We start from the raw sequence: 20,458 nt of genomic DNA, 5'->3' as shown, positions 1-20,458 counted from the left end.
GCCTTTTTAATTTACTCCGATTAGTAGCATTATAATTGACATTATAATCATTATCGCATTTTCGATAAACGTAGCTTCGGTCATCGGGAGTTTTAATGCCGTACCCAAACAAGCGCATTGAATTTTCTGCTTATTTACTAATGTTTTTGTGACTCCTATAGTTGTGATTCCTAAAATAAGTAATGTTATAATCAAACCTATTTTAATTTCGGTTCTAGTTAAAAAAAGAAGCCCTAGAGCAGTTTCTATAAATGGATATATCCATGCATAAAAAGAAAATTGTTTGGCTAAAGGATCATACATACGAAATGAACTTACAAAACCTTTAACATCTAAAAATTTAAAAAAGCTAAATACTATATAAAACAAGCCCATAAAAGTAAGCATGATTTCGGTGGTATTCATTTCTTTAAAATGTATCCAAAAACTGGCGATACTTATATAACTCAAAATAAGTAACAAAGGACGTAGCTGTTGTAATTTTGTTTTTTCAGCAACTAAAAAGGCTTCTTTTTTTTTACCGCTATTTTTTGAATTATAAACCTTATATTTTTCAGGTAATACTGCCTTTATATCCTCTGTATTTATCAAATTTGGACTTTCTAATGCTATGGTTCCATTTTCTAATGACACATTAACATTAGACACATTAGGTAATACAGTAATTTTTTGTTTTACTCCCTGTACACAACCGCCACATGTCATTCCTTCAATATCGAATATTTGTTTCATAAGTTTACAAAGCTTTAGCTTCTTCCCAATAGGTATTCATTTCGTCTAAATTCATTTCTTTAATTGGTTTTTCCAATTCTTTCGAACGTTGTTCCAAATGCATAAAGCGTTTTATAAATTTTTTATTGGTACGTTCTAATGCATCCTCTGGATTCACCTTTAAAAATCGAGCATAATTAATCATAGAGAATAATACATCTCCAAATTCTGCTTCAATTTTATCTTGATTCTCAGCAGTTACTTCTTCCTGTAACTCCGCTAATTCTTCCTGTACCTTTTCAAAGACCTGTTGCGGCTCTTCCCAATCAAAACCTACACCCGCTACTTTATCTTGAATTCTACTCGCTTTTACTAATGCAGGTAAAGACTTTGGAACACCTTCTAATACACTTTTCTTACCTTCTTTTAACTTTAGTTCTTCCCAATTTCTTTTTACTTCCTCTTCATCATCCACCTTAACATCTCCATAAATATGCGGATGACGGTGAATTAATTTATCACAAATACCATTGGCTACACTTTCTATATCAAAACTATTGGTTTCACTTCCTATTTTAGAATAGAACACTATATGCAAAAGCAAATCACCTAACTCATTACGAATCTCATTTAAATCATTATCTAAAATAGCATCGCCTAATTCGTAAGTTTCTTCAATAGTCAAATGACGAAGACTTTCAAAAGTTTGTTTTTTATCCCAAGGACATTGTGCTCTAAGCTCATCCATTATAGTCAACAAACGATCTATAGCTTGAAGTTGATTTTTTCTGCTCATTATTTAAATATTCTGTATTTTAATTGAAATGGATAGACAAATTAAACTTAAGTATGTTATCAAGTCTTCTGTTTCTTCTTTTTAGCCGCTGGAAATAATAAATTATTTAATATTAAACGGTAACCAGGTGAATTGGGGTGTAATTCTAATTCTGTTTTAGGATCACCTACTCTATGTTGATAATCTTCGGGGTCATGCCCTCCATAAAATGTAAAAAAACCTTTTCCTTTTATTCCATGAATGTATCTAGCTTCATTATTAATTTTATTCTGTCCCAATAAAAGTACATTCGACTTTACTAATTTATGATCAAATGCAGTTGTTTGTCCCATAAAGCCTTTTACTAAACTAGTATGATTTTGGCATAACATTGTTGGAATAGGATCCCATTTAGCAGAAAAATCCATTAATGAAAAATAATCTAACTCCTTACGCACTTCTTTTCGTTTAGTTGTCATATCAATATCTGAAAACTCATAGCGCAACGTACGTTCAAGCTTAAAGTTTTTAAACGCAAAAGTACGTTTGTAATTAATCTTTGATTGGTAATTTGGGGCACTAGGGTCACCATCAAACATGGATTCACAAATATCCACTCCTTCGGCACTCAAAGCAATATCAAAACTATCTGTAGCACTACACATAGCAAACATGAAGCCTCCTCCAATAACAAAATCACGTATTTTTTTAGCTACAGCCAATTTTTCTTGAGATACTTTAGCATACCCCAACTCTTTTGCTAAAGCTTCTTTACGTAACTTATCGTCAATATACCATTTTGAAGAGCGGTAATTTTTATAAAATTTTCCAAATTGACCTGTAAAATCTTCGTGGTGCAAATGCAACCAATCATAAGCTATCAGCTCGTCACTTAACACCTCTTTATCATACACCAATTCATAGGGTACTTCGGCGTAGGTTAATACCATAGTCACTGCATCATCCCAAGGTTGCTTTCCATCTGGTGAATACACTGCAACTTTTGGAGCTTTTTCAAGCACAATAGCCTCCATATTTTGCGAAGGACTATTAATTTCATTTAAAATCCCTTCGGCTTTAGCATCGGATAATACTTCAAATGAAACGCCCCGTATTTTACATTCATTTTGCAATGCCGGAGTATCCGCTAATAAAAAAGAACCTCCTCTATAGTTTAACAGCCATTTTACTTTTTGTTGGCGTTGCAGACTCCAATAGGTGATTCCATAGGCTTTTAAATGATTTTTTTGAGAAACTTCATCCATGGGTAACAAAACATAATTGGCATAATTTGTTACGCTACATAAAAGCATAAAAAAAAGCACCATCCCTTTTAAGGCAAAATGCTTTTTTTTATTTGAGTTCTTATTTTTATTAAAAAGGTACATCATCATCTGTTGGTGGATTTATACTACTTCCAAATGCTTGATCAGGAGATGGAGATGGTAATCCCCCTCCTGCTGCAAATGGATTATCTCCAGCTTCATTGTCATTCATACTTGAATGAAATTCAAAAGGAGTACTAAAGTCCTCTAAGTTATCGAATTTCCCTAAATGTCCAACGAATTTTAATCGAATATTCTCTAAACCACCATTACGGTGTTTTGCTACAATAAATTCACCCTGACCTGCGGTTGGCGATCCTTCATCATCATCCCATTCATCAATTTTATAATATTCAGGTCGATAAATAAATGAAACAATATCGGCATCCTGCTCAATTGCTCCCGATTCACGAAGGTCACTTAATAATGGACGCTTAGAACCTCCACGTGTTTCCACTGCACGGGATAACTGTGATAAAGCAATTACTGGAACATTTAATTCCTTTGCTAGGGCTTTTAAATTTCGAGAAATTGTAGAAATTTCCTGCTCCCTATTTCCATTTTTCCCCGATCCACCAGCAGTCATTAATTGCAAATAATCAATCATAATCATTCGAATACCATGCTGCGAGGCTAAACGACGTGCTTTTGCTCTTAAATCAAAAATAGATAGCGAAGGCGTGTCATCAATAAACAAAGGGGCTTTTTCAAGGTCTTTTACCTTTACATTTAACTGTTCCCATTCATGCTTTTCCAATTTACCGGTACGCAATTTTTCTGACGATAATCCTGTTTCAGACGATATCAAACGTGTAATTAATTGTACCGATGCCATTTCCAGCGAAAAGAAAGCTACGGGTATACTTTGTCCTACTGCAATATTTCGTGCCATTGACAATGTTAATGCTGTTTTACCCATACCCGGACGTGCAGCCACAATAATTAAATCACTTGGTTGCCATCCAGAAGTAAGCTCATCTAGTTTCGTAAAACCAGAAGGCACTCCACTCATCCCCTCTTTATTCGAAATTTCCTCAATATTTTTCTTAGCTTGAGTTACCAAACTTTGAGCAGTTTCCGAAGAACGTTTAATATTCCCTTGCGTTACCTCATATAATTTAGATTCAGCGGTATCTAATAAATCAAAAACATCTATACCTTCATCATAAGCTTCTTCAATGATTTCATTTGAAATCTTAATCAAACTACGTTGAATATATTTTTGAAGAATAATACGTGCATGGAATTCAATATGCGCAGATGAAGCTACTTTTTGTGTTAATTGAATTAAATAATACTCTCCACCACTCTTATCAAGGGTTCCGTCTTTTTTTAATTGGTTAGAAACTGTTAATAAGTCAATTGCGCTGGAGTCCTCAAATAATTTTACAATAGCCTCAAAAATTAACTGATGTGATTTTTTATAAAAAACATCGGCATTAAGAATATCAATAACTTCATCAATTCCCTTTTTATCAATCATCATTGCTCCTAGCACAACCTCTTCTAAATCCGTGGCTTGAGGCGGTATTTTCCCTTTTTCTAAAGGAATAATATTTGATTTTGAATATTTAATATTTTGAATCCCCTGCAAATTTTCCATAGGTACGAATGTAACTAAAAAGTTTTCCTTAATGTCTTAATATAAGGAAGTCGTTATTCACCAACAACTAACAAAGTTAGTGTTGAAAACTTATTTATATTGTTAATAAACCAAAAAAATCTGAGATCCATAGACCTCAGATTCAGGTAAAAGCTATGTTTTAGGTGAGTTAATCTTTTACTACACCCATATTTGAATATTTATCAATGCGATTTGAAATCAACTCGTCTGGTGATAAGTTTTTTAATTGTTTGTATTCTTTAACAATCTTATTTTTTACAATCTCAAAAGTAGCTTCTCGATCACTATGAGCCCCTCCTAATGGTTCTTTAATAATTTCGTCAATTAATTTTTGCTTCATCATGTCGTTGGCTGTTAACTTTAATGCATCAGCTGCTTGTTCTTTATATTCCCAACTTCTCCACAAAATAGACGAACATGATTCTGGTGATATGACAGAATACCAAGTGTTTTCCAACATTAATACTTTATCGCCAACACCTATGCCTAAGGCACCACCACTTGCTCCTTCACCAATTATAAATACAATAATTGGAACCGAAAGTTGAGCCATTTCATAAATGTTTCTAGCAATTGCTTCTCCTTGTCCTCGTTCTTCTGCTTCTAAACCTGGGTAAGCTCCCGGAGTATCCACAAAACACACTACAGGGATATCAAATTTTTCGGCACTTTTCATTAGACGAAGTGCTTTACGATAGCCTTCGGGGTTTGCCATTCCAAAATTACGGTACTGACGTGTTTTTGTATTATTCCCTTTTTGTTGTCCAATAAACATAAAACTTTGATCTCCGATTTTTCCCAAACCACCAATCATTGCCTTGTCATCCTTTACATTACGATCCCCGTGTAATTCTACAAAAGTATCTCCGCAAATAGCGCGAATATAGTCTAATGTATAAGGGCGCGATGGATGACGTGAAAGTTGTACACGTTGCCAAGGAGTTAAGTTTTTGTATAACTCTTTCTTGGTTTTATTCAATTTATTTTCAATTTGTTTACACGTATCGGTCACATCAACATCACTCTCTTCTCCAATAGAACATGCTTTTTCTAGCTGCTCTTCCAATTCCTTTATCGGTAATTCAAAATCTAAATATTCCATGTTAAAATATGAATTTGATTATAGATTATAAGCTTACAAATATAGAAAACTTACTTGTAAGGTTTTCTAATAAGACACATCTTTTATAAAGTATATTACTTACAACCTAAGCAACTAAAATACAAAGGAATCATCACAATAATTGTATTGAGTGCTTAAATTATCTTCTGGCTCTTGCTAATAAATACATAGCAAGTACGGCAAATACTACATTTGGAAACCATACTGCTATTATAGGAGAAAAATCGGATTGTGCAGCCATAGTACCAAAAACTTTATCGAAAAAAACAAAACCAAAGGCGATGATTAAACCGAAAGCTAAATTAGCTCCCATTCCTCCCCTTCGCTTCATGGACGATACAGCTACTGCTATAAGTGTAAGTATATAAGCAGAAACTGGTAAACTCCATCGTTTATAAGCCACCACTTTATAGGTGCTCAAATTAGGTGAACCTCGTTTTTCTTCTTGCTTTATAAAATCTTTTAATTCGAAGTAATTTAAGGTTTCCGCAACATATGATACTGGTGTTAAACGATCAATATCAAATTTAAAAATCGTATCATGTTCCTTTTTAGATTCTATAATATCAATAGAATCTGTGACGGTTCGTTTTACGTATTTTGTTAATCTAAAAGTCGAATCTTTTTCGTTGTACTTTAATTTATTTGCAGAAATTTTATGTACCAACTTATGGTTTTCAAAATGTTCCAAAGTAAATTTGAGTGCAGTTTTTTCTTTTGGATAAAATGCATGCGCATAAATAAACTCATTATCATCAATTTGCCTATACAAATTAATCGAATTTTTCACTTTTGTTTTTCTTCCTTTAAGGTAATAATTATTGAACTCGTTATATGCCTTACTGGCTTTGGGCACCACAAACATTCCCAATAATAACCCAGATATGGATACTATGGTAGCTCCAATTATATAAGGACGTAAAAATCGATTATAGGACACCCCCGAACTTAAAAAAGCTATAATTTCTGTTTTATTTGCCAGTTTAGAAGTGAACCATATCACTGAAATAAACAGTAAAAGTGGAAACAAAAGGTTGGCGAAATAAATGGTGAAATTTCCATAAAACTTAAGCACCTCCATCAAAGGCGCTTCATTTTCAAAAATATTATCAATTTTTTCTGCCAAATTGGCCATAATACCAATGGGAATAAATATCAAAAATAAAGTGATAAATGTCCCTAAATAGCGTTTTAATATGTACCAATCTAATATTCTTATCATAAAATTTTGCTTACAAACGATTATCCATTTGCTTTACCATTTTTGTCTTCCATTCAGCAAAATCTCCTGCTAATATATGTTTTCTGGCCTCACGAACCAACCATAAATAAAAACCTAAATTATGTATAGTTGCTATTTGCTTCCCTAACAATTCATTTACCGAAAATAAATGCTTTAAATAAGCTTTTGAATATTCGGTGTCTACCCATGTGATATTCATTTCATCAATAGCTGAAAAATCATCTTCCCATTTTTTATTTTTAATATTGATGGATCCATGAGCCGTAAACAGCATTCCATTACGTGCATTACGTGTCGGCATTACACAATCAAACATATCAACACCCAGTGCTATATTTTCTAATATATTAATAGGAGTACCTACTCCCATTAAATAACGTGGTTTATCTTCTGGAAGTACTTCAGTAACAATTTCTGTCATTGCATACAACTCCTCTGCGGGCTCTCCTACCGAAAGCCCTCCAATTGCATTTCCTGGAGCTCCTGCATTGGCTATAGTTTCTGCTGATTGTCTACGTAAATCTTTATACGTGCTTCCTTGTACTATAGGAAAAAATGCTTGTGAATAATCATATTTAAAAGGTGTTTTTTCTAAATGTGTTATACATCGCTTTAGCCAACGATGCGTCATATGCATACTTCGCTTTGCATAATTATAATCACATGGATATGGCGTACATTCATCAAAAGCCATGATGATATCCGCTCCAATAGAACGCTGAATTTCCATGACATTCTCGGGTGTAAACATATGATATGATCCATCAATATGGGACTTAAATTTTACCCCTTCTTCCTTTATTTTTCTTCTTCCCGAAAGGGAATATACCTGATACCCACCACTATCGGTTAATATATTACGATCCCAATTCATAAACTTATGCAATCCACCTGCTTTCTCTAATATTGGCGTTTGAGGACGTAAATACAAATGATACGTGTTTCCTAAAATAATATCAGGATTAATATCTTGCTTTAATTCACGTTGATGCACCCCTTTAACAGTTCCTACGGTTCCTACTGGCATAAAAATAGGAGTTTCAATCACTCCATGATCTGTAGTAAGTTTAGCTGCTCTGGCTTTGGTTTGAGGATCTTTAGCTAGTAAATCAAATTTCATAAAACAAGTTTAAAGCAGCAAAGATAGCTTTTAACTCGGATTTCTTTAACTCAATTATAACAGAAATAATTAAGTTGATCAATTTACTCAACAAAATAGTTTTGTTTTAAGCTTTTTGTATAAATTGTTCATTCTTTTTTTGATTAATTAAAATAAAAGGCAATAATAAACAACAAAATTATTGCCTTTTAATTTTTAATATTTAATATTTATCTAAAACACAAAAATCTTTCTGGTACATATGGACAATACCATTTAAAACATCTAGACGCTAAGTTACCACCAATTACAGAACAACATGAATGTCTTCCTGAATAACAATTTGGATCGAATCTAGCTGCTATTCTCTTATTTTTGGCTATCGACGATTCTTTAGTTTCTTCATTTTCAACCGATCCCACTTCTGCATTAAAACTTCCAAAATTAGCAAAAACTGAATTCTCAAAAACTTTTGTTGTTTGCTCTTCTGTAAGTTCACCTAATTTAGGATTACTCTTTACTAAATCATTTAGTAGGTTACTGAACTCGATAGATGATTTTCCCTGATCATCTATCTTCTGAATTTCTTTGAGCCTTGAAAATAATATAGGGTCAGTATTAAATTTAGCAATCAGTTCATTTGTGACATTAGCATCATTAGTATCCGCCTCACTTAATTTACTTTCTTTTTCGCATGAGTTCAAAAATAATGCTGAGATTATTAAAAAACATGATACGAAAGTTTTTTTCATTTTTTTTATACTTTTCATTTTTTCAATTTTTAATTAATAATAAATTAGTTAGTGTTGTTTAAAAAAGTTAGAGAATAGCTTACAATAAGCTACTCATCAATCAAAACAATTGAAAATTAAAAAACCCTAAATTTTTCTTATACTTGTTTTGTTTTTATATTTTATTTAACAAGCATCTTAAAGTTTTATAGATTTAGTTGATTTACATTGAAACCCTATTAAATAGTTTATTTTCTTCCACTTATGTAGAAAATAAGTCCTTTTCAAATTTGATTGTATGCTAATTTGAGGGCTTTTCTTTTTAAGATTTTGCATCTATTTGACTATAAACATAATTGATACCCAAGTAAAACAGAAATAGATTTTTGTTTTTACTATAAAGTTAGAAAATGCCTATTTTTTTGATTTTGCAGGATTTTCAAACTACTTAAAAACAACAACTCATTGATTAAAAAATATGAAACTTTAGCAATTGTTTTTTTAAACTGATTTTACAAGCATAAACCTCATTTTAATTTAATTATTTAATGTAAAACCTAAAATTCATTAACAAATACTTAAGTAGTTGTTCAATTTTAATAATGAACGCCACAAATAACTAACAAAACAGGAATATTGTTACATATTAGATAAAAGCATTTATGCATTTTGATGCGGTTTACAAAACCACTATTTTTGGTGCAAATAAACCAAACAAATAAAATGTCAAACATCAAACAACTAGAAGATTTTGCTACTCAGGTACGTAGAGATATCTTACGCCAGGTACACGCTGTTAATTCTGGTCACCCAGGAGGGTCATTAGGTTGCACCGAATTTTTAGTAGCACTTTACCAAGAAATTATGAACCGTAAAGATGGTTTTGATATGGATGGTATTGGAGAAGATGTATTTTACCTTTCAAATGGTCATATTTCACCTGTTATATATAGTGTTTTAGCGCGTAGCGGATATTTTCCTGTTGAAGAGCTAAGTACTTTCCGTAAATTAGGAACTCGTTTACAAGGTCACCCTTCAACGCACGATGGTTTACCTGGTGTACGTGTAGCTTCTGGTTCACTAGGTCAAGGATTATCTGTTGCCTTAGGAACTGCACAAGCAAAAAAATTAAATAATGATGACAACTTAGTATACACGTTACATGGTGACGGTGAATTACAAGAAGGTCAAATTTGGGAAGCTGCCATGTATGCCGCAGCAAACAAAGTAGATAATTTAATTGCTACTGTTGACTACAATGGACAACAAATTGACGGTTCTACTGAGGACGTTTGTTCATTAGGTAACCTAAAAGCTAAATTTGAAGCTTTTGGTTGGGATGTATTAGAAGTTAAAGAAGGGAACAACCTTGAAGCTATTATTGCTGGATTAAATGAAGCTAAATCCAAAACTGGTAAAGGTAAGCCTGTTTGTATTTTACTACATACTATGATGGGGAATGGTGTTGATTTTATGATGCATACTCATGCTTGGCATGGTAAAGCCCCAAGTGATGAACAATTAGCTACGGCACTTTCTCAAAATCCAGAAACTTTAGGAGATTACTAAACAATCCACTACAAGTTTACACAAACAAAGACAATATGAAAAAATATATAGATACAGGTAAAAAAGATACTCGCTCTGGTTTTGGAGCTGGATTGACTGAATTAGCTAAAACAAATGAAAATGTGGTAGCACTTTGTGCAGACCTTATTGGATCATTAAAAATGGAAGGCTTTATTGAACATAGCCCTGAACGTTTTTTTCAAACAGGTATTGCCGAAGCTAACATGATTGGAATGGCTGCAGGTTTAACTGTTGGTGGTAAAATTCCTTTTGCTGGTACATTTGCCAACTTTGCTACGGGACGTGTTTATGATCAAATTCGTCAATCGGTTGCTTATTCTGAAAAAAATGTAAAAATATGTGCATCGCATGCTGGTCTTACCTTAGGTGAAGACGGTGCGACTCACCAAATATTAGAAGACATCGGATTAATGAAAATGCTACCAGGAATGGTTGTTATTAATCCTTGTGATTTTAACCAAACAAAAGCGGCTACACTTGCCATTGCTGAATATGAAGGTCCTGTATATTTACGTTTTGGACGTCCGAAAGTGGCTAACTTTACTCCAGAAAACGGTGAGTTTGTAATAGGTAAAGCTGTAATGCTAAGTGAAGGAACAGATGTAACTATAGTTGCTACTGGTCACTGTGTTTGGGAAGCTTTACTAGCTGCCGAAAAATTAGAAGCTAAAGGAATTAGCGCCGAAGTAATTAACATACATACCATTAAACCTCTTGACGAGGAAGCAATACTAAAATCTATTGCTAAAACTGGTTGTATTGTTACTTGTGAGGAACATAATTACCTTGGTGGTTTAGGAGAGAGTGTTGCTCGTGTATTATCATTAAACAACCCAACTCCACAAGAATATGTTGCTACTAAAGATACTTTTGGTGAAAGTGGTACAGCAACAGAATTAATGGCTAAATATGAACTTGATGCACCGGCTATTGAAAAAGCTGCTGAAAAGGTATTAGCCCGTAAAAAGTAATTGATTTACATATACGATCATTATAAAAAATCCAAGATTTGAATAAATCAAATCTTGGATTTTTTTATAAGTATGTCTCTCTCGTACTAACTAAAAAACAAAATATTTTAGGATTATTGTAAATTATATAAAGCTTGAAACTTTATACGCTGTCCATACGGGATTTACAAATCGCATAAGAGACACTACATTCTACTTAAAACTATTTCTTGTAGTGTACTCTATACCTCCACAAAGAAATTGCTCCCAAAACAAATGCCCCAGTAATTGTATAATATACAAAAGTTGGAGTTATTACCTGGTCACCACTTGCATATGAATGTAAGCCCGAAAGATAAAAATTAACTCCGAAATAAGTCATCATAATAGTTGAAACAGCAATCATGGATACAAAATTATAAATCCACTTTCCGCGTAAGCCAGGCACTAAGCGCATATGAATTACAAACGCATAAATCATAATACTAATTAAAGCCCAAGTTTCTTTAGGGTCCCATCCCCAATAACGACCCCAACTCTCATTTGCCCATTGTCCTCCCAAAAAATTCCCAATAGTCAGCATAACCAAACCAATAGTTAATGACATTTCATTTACTATGGTCAGCTCCTCTATATTAAGCTTCATTTTCTTTTTATTCTTTTTAGTAGTCAAAACCATTAATAATAATGCCACAACTCCTAAAATAGCTCCTAAAATAAATGGTCCATAACTAGCCACAATAACAGCTACATGAATCATTAACCAATATGAATTTAATACCGGTTGAAGATTGGCTATTTCGGGATCCATCCAATTCATATGGGCTACCCATAATATTATTGAAGCTACAAATGCTGTGGCTCCAATGGTTAAATCACTTTTCCTTCCCAGAGCAATACCAAAAAACATAGTTGCCCAACCTACATAAATCATAGACTCATAAGCATCACTCCAAGGGGCATGACCGGACACATACCAACGAGCTATTAGACCAAGAGTATGCATTATAAACAAAAGAATAATGCTATACTTACTAATACCAACTAAAATACGAGTTACTTTATTTTTCTTAAAAATTTGAATTATGGTAAAAATAATCATCAACAAACCTGCTAATGAATAATAGGTATAGAGTTTTCTAAAAATATCATACTTGTTATATAGTATTTCTGTTTCAACTTTCTTTTCGGAAGGCAACACGACGCTCCCGTATTTTTTTTGAAAGTTCTTAATACTTGATAAATATTTATCCGGTTTACTGTAATCGCCTGTTTGTCGCGCTTCCAGTAATGACGATCGATATATAGGCAATATTTGACGCGTATACACGGAATCGATTCCCGAAAATTTCTCTTCATTCAACATAGGTGGTGAAACCCATTTATTATTCTCATCATTGGGTAAAGGAAATACTCGAAATACACTCCCACTCAAAGCTGAATTTAATAAATAAAATTTTTCGTGCGTTTTTATAAAATCCTTTTCGAATTGATTTGGAGTATTCGTACTTGTGGCTGCATCCAAATAAGGAGCTAATTTATAGGTTCCATCCTTTTCAAACAGATCCACCAAAGCTACTCTGCTTGCTTTTTTTGGTACCCCTAAAATTTTTCGAATACTATCATTTTTCCAATCAATGTATATTAAAGGGATGTTATACCAAGCAATTGGATTTTCTTGCATGGAAATAAATACTTGATCACTACTCAAGCCTTCGTATTTAGTTCGCTTACTTAACTTTCGCAACAATTCGGACGCAAAAGTATTAATAGGCTTCATTCGACCACTCTCATCTTGTATAACGATAGATCCAAATTTTTCGGCATGTTCCGGTGATACTGCATTGGCTTTAACTAAAGAATCGAGCTGTTTTTTTGTAGGTCTTAATGAGACATCTGTTGGTAATGCCGATTGTGCCTTTACAGAAGTAACATTTACTATCCCACAAACGAGCACCAAACCTAAAGCTGCCTTTTTAAGCTTAATCTTATTTAAACTTTTTTCCAATTTTTTAAAACGAGATCCCTTTATCAACAAAATAGCCATTAAACCGATATACAATAACGAGTATCCTAAATAAGTAATCCAACTGCCCCAAAAATCATGATTTACAGATAATACAGTTCCCTTTTCATCAGGATCAAAACTGGCTTGAAAAAAACGAAAACCTTTATGGTCTAACACATTATTCATAAAAATTTCTTTCGGAATTGATTTTCCATCTTCAACCAAATCGACTTTACTTTTATAAGAGGCATATCCTTTTTCAGTTCCTGGATATTTTGTAGCTATAAAATCATTCAATTTCAAAGAAAAGGGAAGTTCTAATTCCTGTGAACCATAGCGTAAGGATAGTTCAAGGCCTCCCATGTTGACTTGTTTAAAATCATTGACAAAACCTTTACCTCCTAATAATTTTAAACGTTTAGTTTCATTTTTAGTTGTTATATCCACAACCAATGCATTTTCCTGTCCTTTTTCCTTAATTTTTGTTGGAATCACATCATAATTTCCTTTTACAGGAGGTTCTGGAATCACAAATTGAGTCCCTGCCATTTGATATAACGAGCGTAATTGTAATTCTTGTACACTATCTCTAATTACTGTTCCTTGTAATTGATCTGCCATGCGCATAAATGAACCTTCAAAAGGAGAATAGATACTATAATTTCCTTTATCATAAGTAATATTAATGGCTCCTTCAGTTGGTTTATTAAACGCGTATAAAATATTATGAATATTACTTACTTCTCCGGCCTTTAAGTAATGCTCATGTCGTTTTCCTTCACCAGCTTCCACTAACTTTAAATGCAATTCGCCATCATCATTAGGCACTAAACCTAACTCTGCTCCTTCAATATAATCTATATACTCAATAGTAACTGGCTGTTTATTAAAATCGGTAGTAACCGTAAAATCATTATTAGTAGGCGCTGCTAATTCTAGGGCTGTATTTACTTTACGTTGTTTTAAATCCCCGTTATAATCCCCAACCATTAAAAGTTGTAAATAGGTTTTTTCTGAAAGAAATTTGTTTGTTGTTACACCTTCTCTAATCGGCATAATCCCCTCGTAACTTATATACCGGGTGATAAAAGCACCTAATAAAATAAAAATGAACGATAAGTGTAACAATAATGTAGGCCATTTTTCACGCTTATGGAGTCCATAGCGAAATATGTTTCCTAAAAAATTTAATAGAAAAATCCCCATAATTGCCTCGAACCACCAAGTATTATATACCCATATACGAGCAGCTGGAGTACCATAATCATTTTCTAAAAAGGTACCAATGGCCATTGAGGTGGCAAACGCTAAAAAAAGAATAGCCATTAATCGAGTAGAAAAAAGGGCACTAGCAATTTTTTTAAGAATCATACGCTAAATTTATTGCCACAGTGTGGCTTTATTTTTTGGGGTAATCTAAATTGGGTGCAAATTTACAAACTGAAGCATTGTTTTACTACTAAACACCTATATATTTGAAGGAACTTTTATTCGTATTTATATATTACTTCAGTATTTTTAACACATGATTAAAGTTGTTGTTTTAGGTTCAGGAAATGTAGCTACACATTTATGTACTACTTTAGAAAAACATACTCGTATTTTATTACTCCAAAACTATAATCGAAAGGGAGAAAATATTGCTAATTGTGGAGTAACAATAACCAATCGGCCCACAGAAATTGTTGATGCTGATTTGTATATTTTTGCTATTAGCGATGATGCTTTACCTACTGTAAATACTGAATTTAATCATTTAAAAGGATTAATTGTTCACACTTCTGGTAGTACGCCTTTAGAAGTATTTTCAAGTTTTGAACGTAAGGGTATTTTCTATCCTGTTCAAAGTTTTAAGAAAAACATTCCTGTTTCTTTTTCCGAGGTTCCAATTGCCATCGAAGCTTCTCACGAAAGTGATCAACAATTGTTAGTACGTTTTGCACAAAGTATTTCCAAAGCAGTATATGTATTAAATTCGGAACAACGAAATATTCTACATGTTGCTGCAATTTTTGCGAATAATTTCAGCAATTTTATGTACACCCAAGCTGAAGAAATTTGTCAAACCAATGCTATTGATTTCAATATTTTAAAACCTCTCATATCAGAAACAATTACAAAAATTAGCACAAACAGTCCTAAAGAAATACAAACTGGACCTGCTATTAGAAATGACAAAAAAACTATTGAAAGACATATTACAACACTTACAGATCAAAAAAAAATAAAATTATACCAACTGCTTACCGCAGCAATACAACACTATTATGAGTAAAAGTTATAAAGAATACTTAAACGAAATTACCACATTTATGTTTGACGTAGATGGTGTGTATACCGATGGATCATTGCTTATTGATAATAATGGGAATCTACTACGCAGTATGAATACCAAAGACGGCTATGCTACTAAGGTAGCCTTGGATAAAGGCTATAACGTTTGTATTATTTCTGGCGGAAAAAATGAAGCCGTAAAAAGTAGATTTGAAGGTTTAGGTGTTAAAGATGTGTACCTTGGAGCAGGTGATAAAATTAAATGCTACACTGAATATTTAGAAGCGAATAACATTAAACCTGAACAAGTACTTTATATGGGTGATGATTTACCTGATTTGCCAGTAATGAACAGAATTGGGTTGCCCACTTGCCCACAGGACGCCGTAGCGGAAGTTAAAGCTGCCTCAAAATATATTTCACATATTAATGGAGGAAAAGGTTGTGTCCGTGATGTTATTGAACAAGTACTAAAAGTACAAGAAAAATGGCCAACTGATGATGAACGTACCATTACAAGTGCTTAATTTTGATAGGTTATTTGATAGGTTAAAGGTTAAAGGTTAAAGGTTAAAGGTTAAAGGTTAAAGGTTAAAGGTTAAAGGTTAAAGCACAACAAATCTATAATCTAAGTTCGTATACTTCCTTGAATCTTTTTTTAACAAATTAACTAAGCCATCACCAGACATCAAACAACGAACAACGAACAACGAACAACGAACAACTAAACTATAATAAATGCCCGAGATTAACGAAGCCTTACTTTACCAAAATTTAAAGGATTTTTTTGGGTATAGTGAATTTAGACCACAGCAAAAAGAGATTATAAGTGCCATTTTTAAAGGTCAGGATAATTTAGTGATTATGCCCACCGGTGGCGGAAAATCGATTTGTTATCAATTACCAGCTACTATGCTTAGTGGACTAACATTAGTTATTTCGCCATTAATTGCCTTAATGAAGGATCAAGTAGATGGATTACGAGCTAATGGTATTGGTGCTGCCTTTATTAATAGCAGTCAAGCTGCAGAAGAGCAACACACAATTTTTAATACAATTTTAACTAAGGAAACGAAATTACTTTATGTGGCACCCGAAAGCTTATCACAACTTGAAGGAATATTAAATCAAGTAGATTTAAGCTTAATTGCTATTGATGAAGCACATTGTATTTCGGCTTGGGGTCATGATTTTAGACCCGCATACACACAACTTGGTTATTTAAAGAACCGATTCCCTACTACTCCTATCATTGCTTTAACCGCTACAGCCGACAAAGCCACCCGGGAAGATATTTCAAAGCAATTAAATTTAAATAATGCGACACTGCACTTAAGTTCTTTTGATAGACCTAACTTAAGCTTGGAAGTTCGCCCAGGAATTGACCGTGTAAAAAAGATCCTTCAATTTGTTGATGATCATCCCAATGATAGTGGTATCATTTACTGTTTAAGCCGAAAAACAACCGAAAGTTTAGCGGAAAAACTAGAAAGTGCAGGTTTTAAAGCAAAAGCTTATCATGCTGGTTTAGGTCACCATATTAGGGAACAGGTACAAAACGAATTTATTAATGATCAATTACAAATTGTTTGTGCTACAGTAGCCTTTGGAATGGGAATTGACAAATCCAATGTACGTTGGGTTATTCATTATAATTTACCCAAGAATATTGAAGGTTATTATCAAGAAATTGGTCGAGCTGGACGTGACGGAGTGGCTTCAAAAACTATTCTTTTTCATAGTTATGCCGATGTGGTTCAATTGCAACAATTTGCTACAAACTCTGGAAATACCGAAGTCCAATTAGCCAAATTGGATCGTATGCAGCAATACGCCGATGCTTTAAGTTGCCGACGTAAAGTTCTACTTAGTTACTTTGGTGAAATTCCAGAAAAAGATTGTGGTAACTGTGATGTTTGCAAACACCCTCCTACCTTTTTTGATGGTACGATTTTGGCCCAAAAAGCTTTATCTACTATTGCACGAGTTAAACAAAGTGAACCTTTGGCTACTGTTATAGATATTTTAAGAGGCGCACAGAATGCTACAATTCTTGAAAAAAATTACACCCAAGTTTCTACTTATGGTATTGGAAAAGAAGCCTCGTGGAAACATTGGCAACAATACATTATTCAATTAATCAATCAAGGAATTATTGAGATTGCTTTCCACGAAAAGAATCACTTAAAATTAACCGCATTAGCTGAAAAAGTATTATTTGAAAAACAGCCCGTAGATTTAGCTACTATTATTGAAAAATCGGCAATTAAAACAACTCCTAAAAAAGAAATTAGAGTTAAAAAGAGTACTGATTTATTTGAGCGATTACGTTTATTACGCTTAAAACTTTCCAGAGAAGAGGAAATACCTGCTTATCAAATTTTTAGTGACGCTTCATTAAAAGAAATGGAACAAGCCAGACCTATGACCGATGATGAATTTATACAAATTAGCGGTGTTGGGAAAAAGAAAATGCAAGATTATGGACATGATTTTATTTCAGAAATAATTGCTTTTCATAAAGAAAAACAAACTAAAACAAAGTCTAAAAAAGAACCTACTTACATCACTTCCGCTAATCTATTTAAAAATGGTCTTAGTGTGGAAGACATAGCTATGGAACGTAAAATAGCAGATACTACTATTATTTCGCATTTATGCAAAGCTTATGAAACAGACAAAGCTATTCAATTAGAAAAATTAATTGACCAACATGATTTAAATAAGATTAAAAAAGCAAAAGTAACCTTAGAAAATCCAAGTACATTGCGTACTTATTTTGAACACTTTAAAGAAGAAATGCCCTATACAACTATTCGAATAGCTTTAGCTTTACTCAACAACTAATTTTTTTAAAATCAATTACACAATTTTACACAAAAAAATTCATGAAAAATCTTTTATTAATTCTGATTTTATTAGGAACTACAATAACCAGTACAGCTCAAAATCCAAGTGTTGAAAAATCACTTTTTGGAGTACAAGCAGGAATTCTTGGAATTTGGAGTAACTATGAAGCTAAATTAACAAATACTATAGGAATCCGTAGGCATATAGGAAAGCATTTTAATTATGAAACTGGTATAGGTATTGGCTATATAGACTATCATAAAGAAAGCTTCGTTTATGATGATGAATTATCTATCGATTTGCATATTAGGCTTGGTTACAGCTTTTAAATAACTACCTATATAATAATAATGTATATATTAGATAAATATACGTTTAAGGGAACAATAATCGGTTCAACTAATTCGTAAATACCAAAGCTATACCTATTAATAACCTACATTTTTTAGGGTAAAATCAATTTGAGTTGTCTTATGAATGCATAAATAATTAAATTAATGAAAAAAATAATAGCAACCTTAGTATTTATTAGTGTAAGCTTTATGGCTAAATCACAAAATGTGAAGTCCACCTCTAGTGTTGAAAAATCACTTTTTGGAATTCAAGTAGGAGTATTATCTATATACGCACTACACGAAGCAAAGTTATCTCATTCAACAACATTAAGAACTGAACTAGGGCTTGAACCAGGGGTTGTTAATGATAATGATAAACTCTTTTTTACTCCTGTCATTAATATTGAGCCTCGGTGGTATTATAATTTAGATAAACGCCAAAAAAAATCAAAACGCATTGATAATAATTCGGGTAACTTTTGTTCTTTAAAAACTAAATATCATCCAGATTGGTTTACAATTTCTGACCAAAAAAATATTAATTTTTCAAATAGCCTTTCTCTTATTCCTACCTGGGGAATTAGGCGTAACTTGGGTAAACATTTTAATTATGAAACTGCTATTGGAGCTGGCTACATTCATTATTTTGACAAAAATAATACTGATGATAATGGTTTAATTATTAATCTTCATTTAAGAATAGGATATAGTTTTTAACACTATTTCGGGACGGACAAATAACAAAGTAAAAGGCATAAAATTTGAAATTTTATGCCTTTTTTTATAACCTCTAACAAATTTTATTATTCTATAATAAGCATTTTACTAAATGATGTTTCCCCATCATTTACAACTACAAAATAAATTCCAGCGCTTAGATTACTAACATCAAATTTGAAATTATCTTTATAATTTTCAGATAATAGGCTTGTTCCATTTATGTTAATTAAATCTACAATTAACGTTCCTTCAACATCACCTAAATTTACATAAACAACATCCGATGCAGGAACAGGATACACTCTTCCCGTTTCACCATTTTTGTTTATAAAAAATTCTTCGTTACTCAATGTAGGATCATCAGTAGTAAATACAATTTTATCTAAATTCCATTGCCACTCTGTAGCACTCGAAGCTGATATACGTATATTGTGTGTACCTTTAGTTAAATTAACTCTATTTGCAGCTGTTAATAAAGTGTACTTAGTCCAACTTCCAGTATTAGGAACAGCATCAACACTAACTTCTACACCATCTACTTCCATTGTAATTTCTGTTCGACTATTTTCTGTAGTAATGAAGTAATTTATGCTGTACTCCCCAGCTTCGGGAACGTTTATCGAGTAAGTTACCCAATCACCTGTATTTACATAGTTAATTCCTACTCCTGTCTCAATTTGCACCCCTAAAGGAACAGTTCCATCGTCAAACGTACCACCAGTTCCTATGATATCTTCAGCTTGTATTACAAGTCCTCCAACAATTAATGGTTTTACTACATTAATCGTTGACTTTCCTTCGAAATCACCATCCACAGAAACTGCAGAAATAGTTGCTTTTCCAATTTTTAAAGCAGTTACTAATCCGGTCTCATTAACTGTGGCAATAGCCGGGTTACTTGAACTCCAAATTAATTTCTTATTTGTTGCATTAGAAGGTTTTACAATGGCTGTTAAAGCTAAATTAGCTCCTACCTCTATACTTTCATTCTCCGGTGTTAAACTCACTTTATCAACACTAATTGGTGTGAATTTTACAGTTATATTACTCGATGACTTAAAGTTACCGTCCATTGTCGCTACAGTAATTACAGCATTCCC

The 20,458-nt window shown here is 32.9% G+C and carries 17 protein-coding genes; 7 read left to right on the top strand and 10 right to left on the bottom strand.

All coding sequences use genetic code 11. The features are described from left to right. Positions 1-6 precede the first annotated feature (6 nt). The 8 genes from KQA_RS0214415 to KQA_RS0214380 all read right to left on the bottom strand — a co-directional run bounded on the left by KQA_RS0214415 (position 7) and on the right by KQA_RS0214380 (position 8,670). The gene (locus tag KQA_RS0214415) at positions 7-732 is read right to left on the bottom strand and encodes a heavy-metal-associated domain-containing protein (protein WP_010182145.1); all 726 of its coding nucleotides are present in this window, start codon (positions 730-732) and stop codon (positions 7-9) included. A 4-nt stretch (positions 733-736) separates the two neighbouring features. Further along, a complete protein-coding gene (gene mazG / locus KQA_RS0214410) occupies positions 737-1,507 on the bottom strand; it encodes a nucleoside triphosphate pyrophosphohydrolase (protein ID WP_010182144.1) in 771 nt (256 codons plus the stop codon). Positions 1,508-1,566: 59 nt separating this feature from the next. Next, positions 1,567-2,874, bottom strand: coding sequence for an asparagine synthetase B (locus tag KQA_RS0214405; RefSeq protein ID WP_157366717.1), 1,308 nt, complete (start codon positions 2,872-2,874; stop codon positions 1,567-1,569). Beyond that, the gene (gene dnaB, locus KQA_RS0214400; protein ID WP_010182141.1) at positions 2,861-4,414 is read right to left on the bottom strand and encodes a replicative DNA helicase; all 1,554 of its coding nucleotides are present in this window, start codon (positions 4,412-4,414) and stop codon (positions 2,861-2,863) included. The genes KQA_RS0214405 and dnaB overlap by 14 nt, the downstream gene beginning before the upstream one ends. Before the next feature lie 169 nt (positions 4,415-4,583). Continuing rightward, positions 4,584-5,537 (bottom strand): acetyl-CoA carboxylase carboxyltransferase subunit alpha, encoded by a 954-nt coding sequence (locus tag KQA_RS0214395; protein WP_010182140.1) that lies wholly within the window; start codon positions 5,535-5,537, stop codon positions 4,584-4,586. A gap of 160 nt (positions 5,538-5,697) precedes the next feature. Further along, positions 5,698-6,780, bottom strand: a complete 1,083-nt coding sequence (locus KQA_RS0214390; protein ID WP_010182139.1) for an LptF/LptG family permease — start codon at positions 6,778-6,780, stop codon at positions 5,698-5,700. Between the two features lie 10 nt (positions 6,781-6,790). Beyond that, positions 6,791-7,921 (bottom strand): tRNA guanosine(34) transglycosylase Tgt, encoded by a 1,131-nt coding sequence (gene tgt, locus KQA_RS0214385; RefSeq protein WP_010182138.1) that lies wholly within the window; start codon positions 7,919-7,921, stop codon positions 6,791-6,793. Between the two features lie 209 nt (positions 7,922-8,130). Next, positions 8,131-8,670, bottom strand: coding sequence for a hypothetical protein (locus KQA_RS0214380; protein WP_010182137.1), 540 nt, complete (start codon positions 8,668-8,670; stop codon positions 8,131-8,133). 633 nt (positions 8,671-9,303) lie between these two features. On the opposite strand from KQA_RS0214380, the gene KQA_RS0214375 reads away from it, so the two are divergent. Together KQA_RS0214375 and KQA_RS0214370 are read left to right on the top strand one after the other, a co-directional pair. Beyond that, the gene (locus KQA_RS0214375) at positions 9,304-10,200 is read left to right on the top strand and encodes a transketolase (RefSeq protein ID WP_262482165.1); all 897 of its coding nucleotides are present in this window, start codon (positions 9,304-9,306) and stop codon (positions 10,198-10,200) included. A gap of 35 nt (positions 10,201-10,235) precedes the next feature. Further along, positions 10,236-11,192 carry a transketolase family protein gene (locus KQA_RS0214370; protein ID WP_010182135.1) on the top strand — a complete coding sequence of 319 codons (957 nt, stop codon included), beginning with the start codon at positions 10,236-10,238 and terminating at the stop codon, positions 11,190-11,192. Between the two features lie 202 nt (positions 11,193-11,394). Here KQA_RS0214370 and ccsA read toward each other — a convergent pair whose 3' ends face one another. Next, positions 11,395-14,550 carry a cytochrome c biogenesis protein gene (gene ccsA / locus KQA_RS0214365; RefSeq protein ID WP_010182133.1) on the bottom strand — a complete coding sequence of 1,052 codons (3,156 nt, stop codon included), beginning with the start codon at positions 14,548-14,550 and terminating at the stop codon, positions 11,395-11,397. A 154-nt stretch (positions 14,551-14,704) separates the two neighbouring features. On the opposite strand from ccsA, the gene KQA_RS0214360 reads away from it, so the two are divergent. From KQA_RS0214360 to KQA_RS0214340, 5 genes are all read left to right on the top strand, one after another. Continuing rightward, the gene (locus tag KQA_RS0214360; protein WP_010182132.1) at positions 14,705-15,454 is read left to right on the top strand and encodes a Rossmann-like and DUF2520 domain-containing protein; all 750 of its coding nucleotides are present in this window, start codon (positions 14,705-14,707) and stop codon (positions 15,452-15,454) included. Beyond that, positions 15,447-15,980 (top strand): KdsC family phosphatase, encoded by a 534-nt coding sequence (locus tag KQA_RS0214355; RefSeq protein WP_010182131.1) that lies wholly within the window; start codon positions 15,447-15,449, stop codon positions 15,978-15,980. The genes KQA_RS0214360 and KQA_RS0214355 overlap by 8 nt, the downstream gene beginning before the upstream one ends. Before the next feature lie 211 nt (positions 15,981-16,191). Beyond that, positions 16,192-18,300 carry a DNA helicase RecQ gene (gene recQ, locus KQA_RS0214350; RefSeq protein ID WP_010182130.1) on the top strand — a complete coding sequence of 703 codons (2,109 nt, stop codon included), beginning with the start codon at positions 16,192-16,194 and terminating at the stop codon, positions 18,298-18,300. Positions 18,301-18,341: 41 nt separating this feature from the next. Next, the gene (locus KQA_RS0214345; protein ID WP_010182129.1) at positions 18,342-18,632 is read left to right on the top strand and encodes a hypothetical protein; all 291 of its coding nucleotides are present in this window, start codon (positions 18,342-18,344) and stop codon (positions 18,630-18,632) included. Positions 18,633-18,800: 168 nt separating this feature from the next. Then, a complete protein-coding gene (locus KQA_RS0214340) occupies positions 18,801-19,355 on the top strand; it encodes a hypothetical protein (protein WP_010182128.1) in 555 nt (184 codons plus the stop codon). Positions 19,356-19,441: 86 nt separating this feature from the next. On the opposite strand, the gene KQA_RS19665 is transcribed toward KQA_RS0214340, so the two are convergent. Further along, on the bottom strand, positions 19,442-20,458 hold a 1,017-nt coding region (locus tag KQA_RS19665; RefSeq protein WP_010182127.1), incomplete at its 5' end, for an Ig-like domain-containing protein.

The sequence above is a fragment of the Aquimarina agarilytica ZC1 genome, assembly GCF_000255455.1.
Taxonomy (GTDB): domain Bacteria; phylum Bacteroidota; class Bacteroidia; order Flavobacteriales; family Flavobacteriaceae; genus Aquimarina; species Aquimarina agarilytica.
This window is presented reverse-complemented; position numbering and strand designations above follow the sequence as displayed.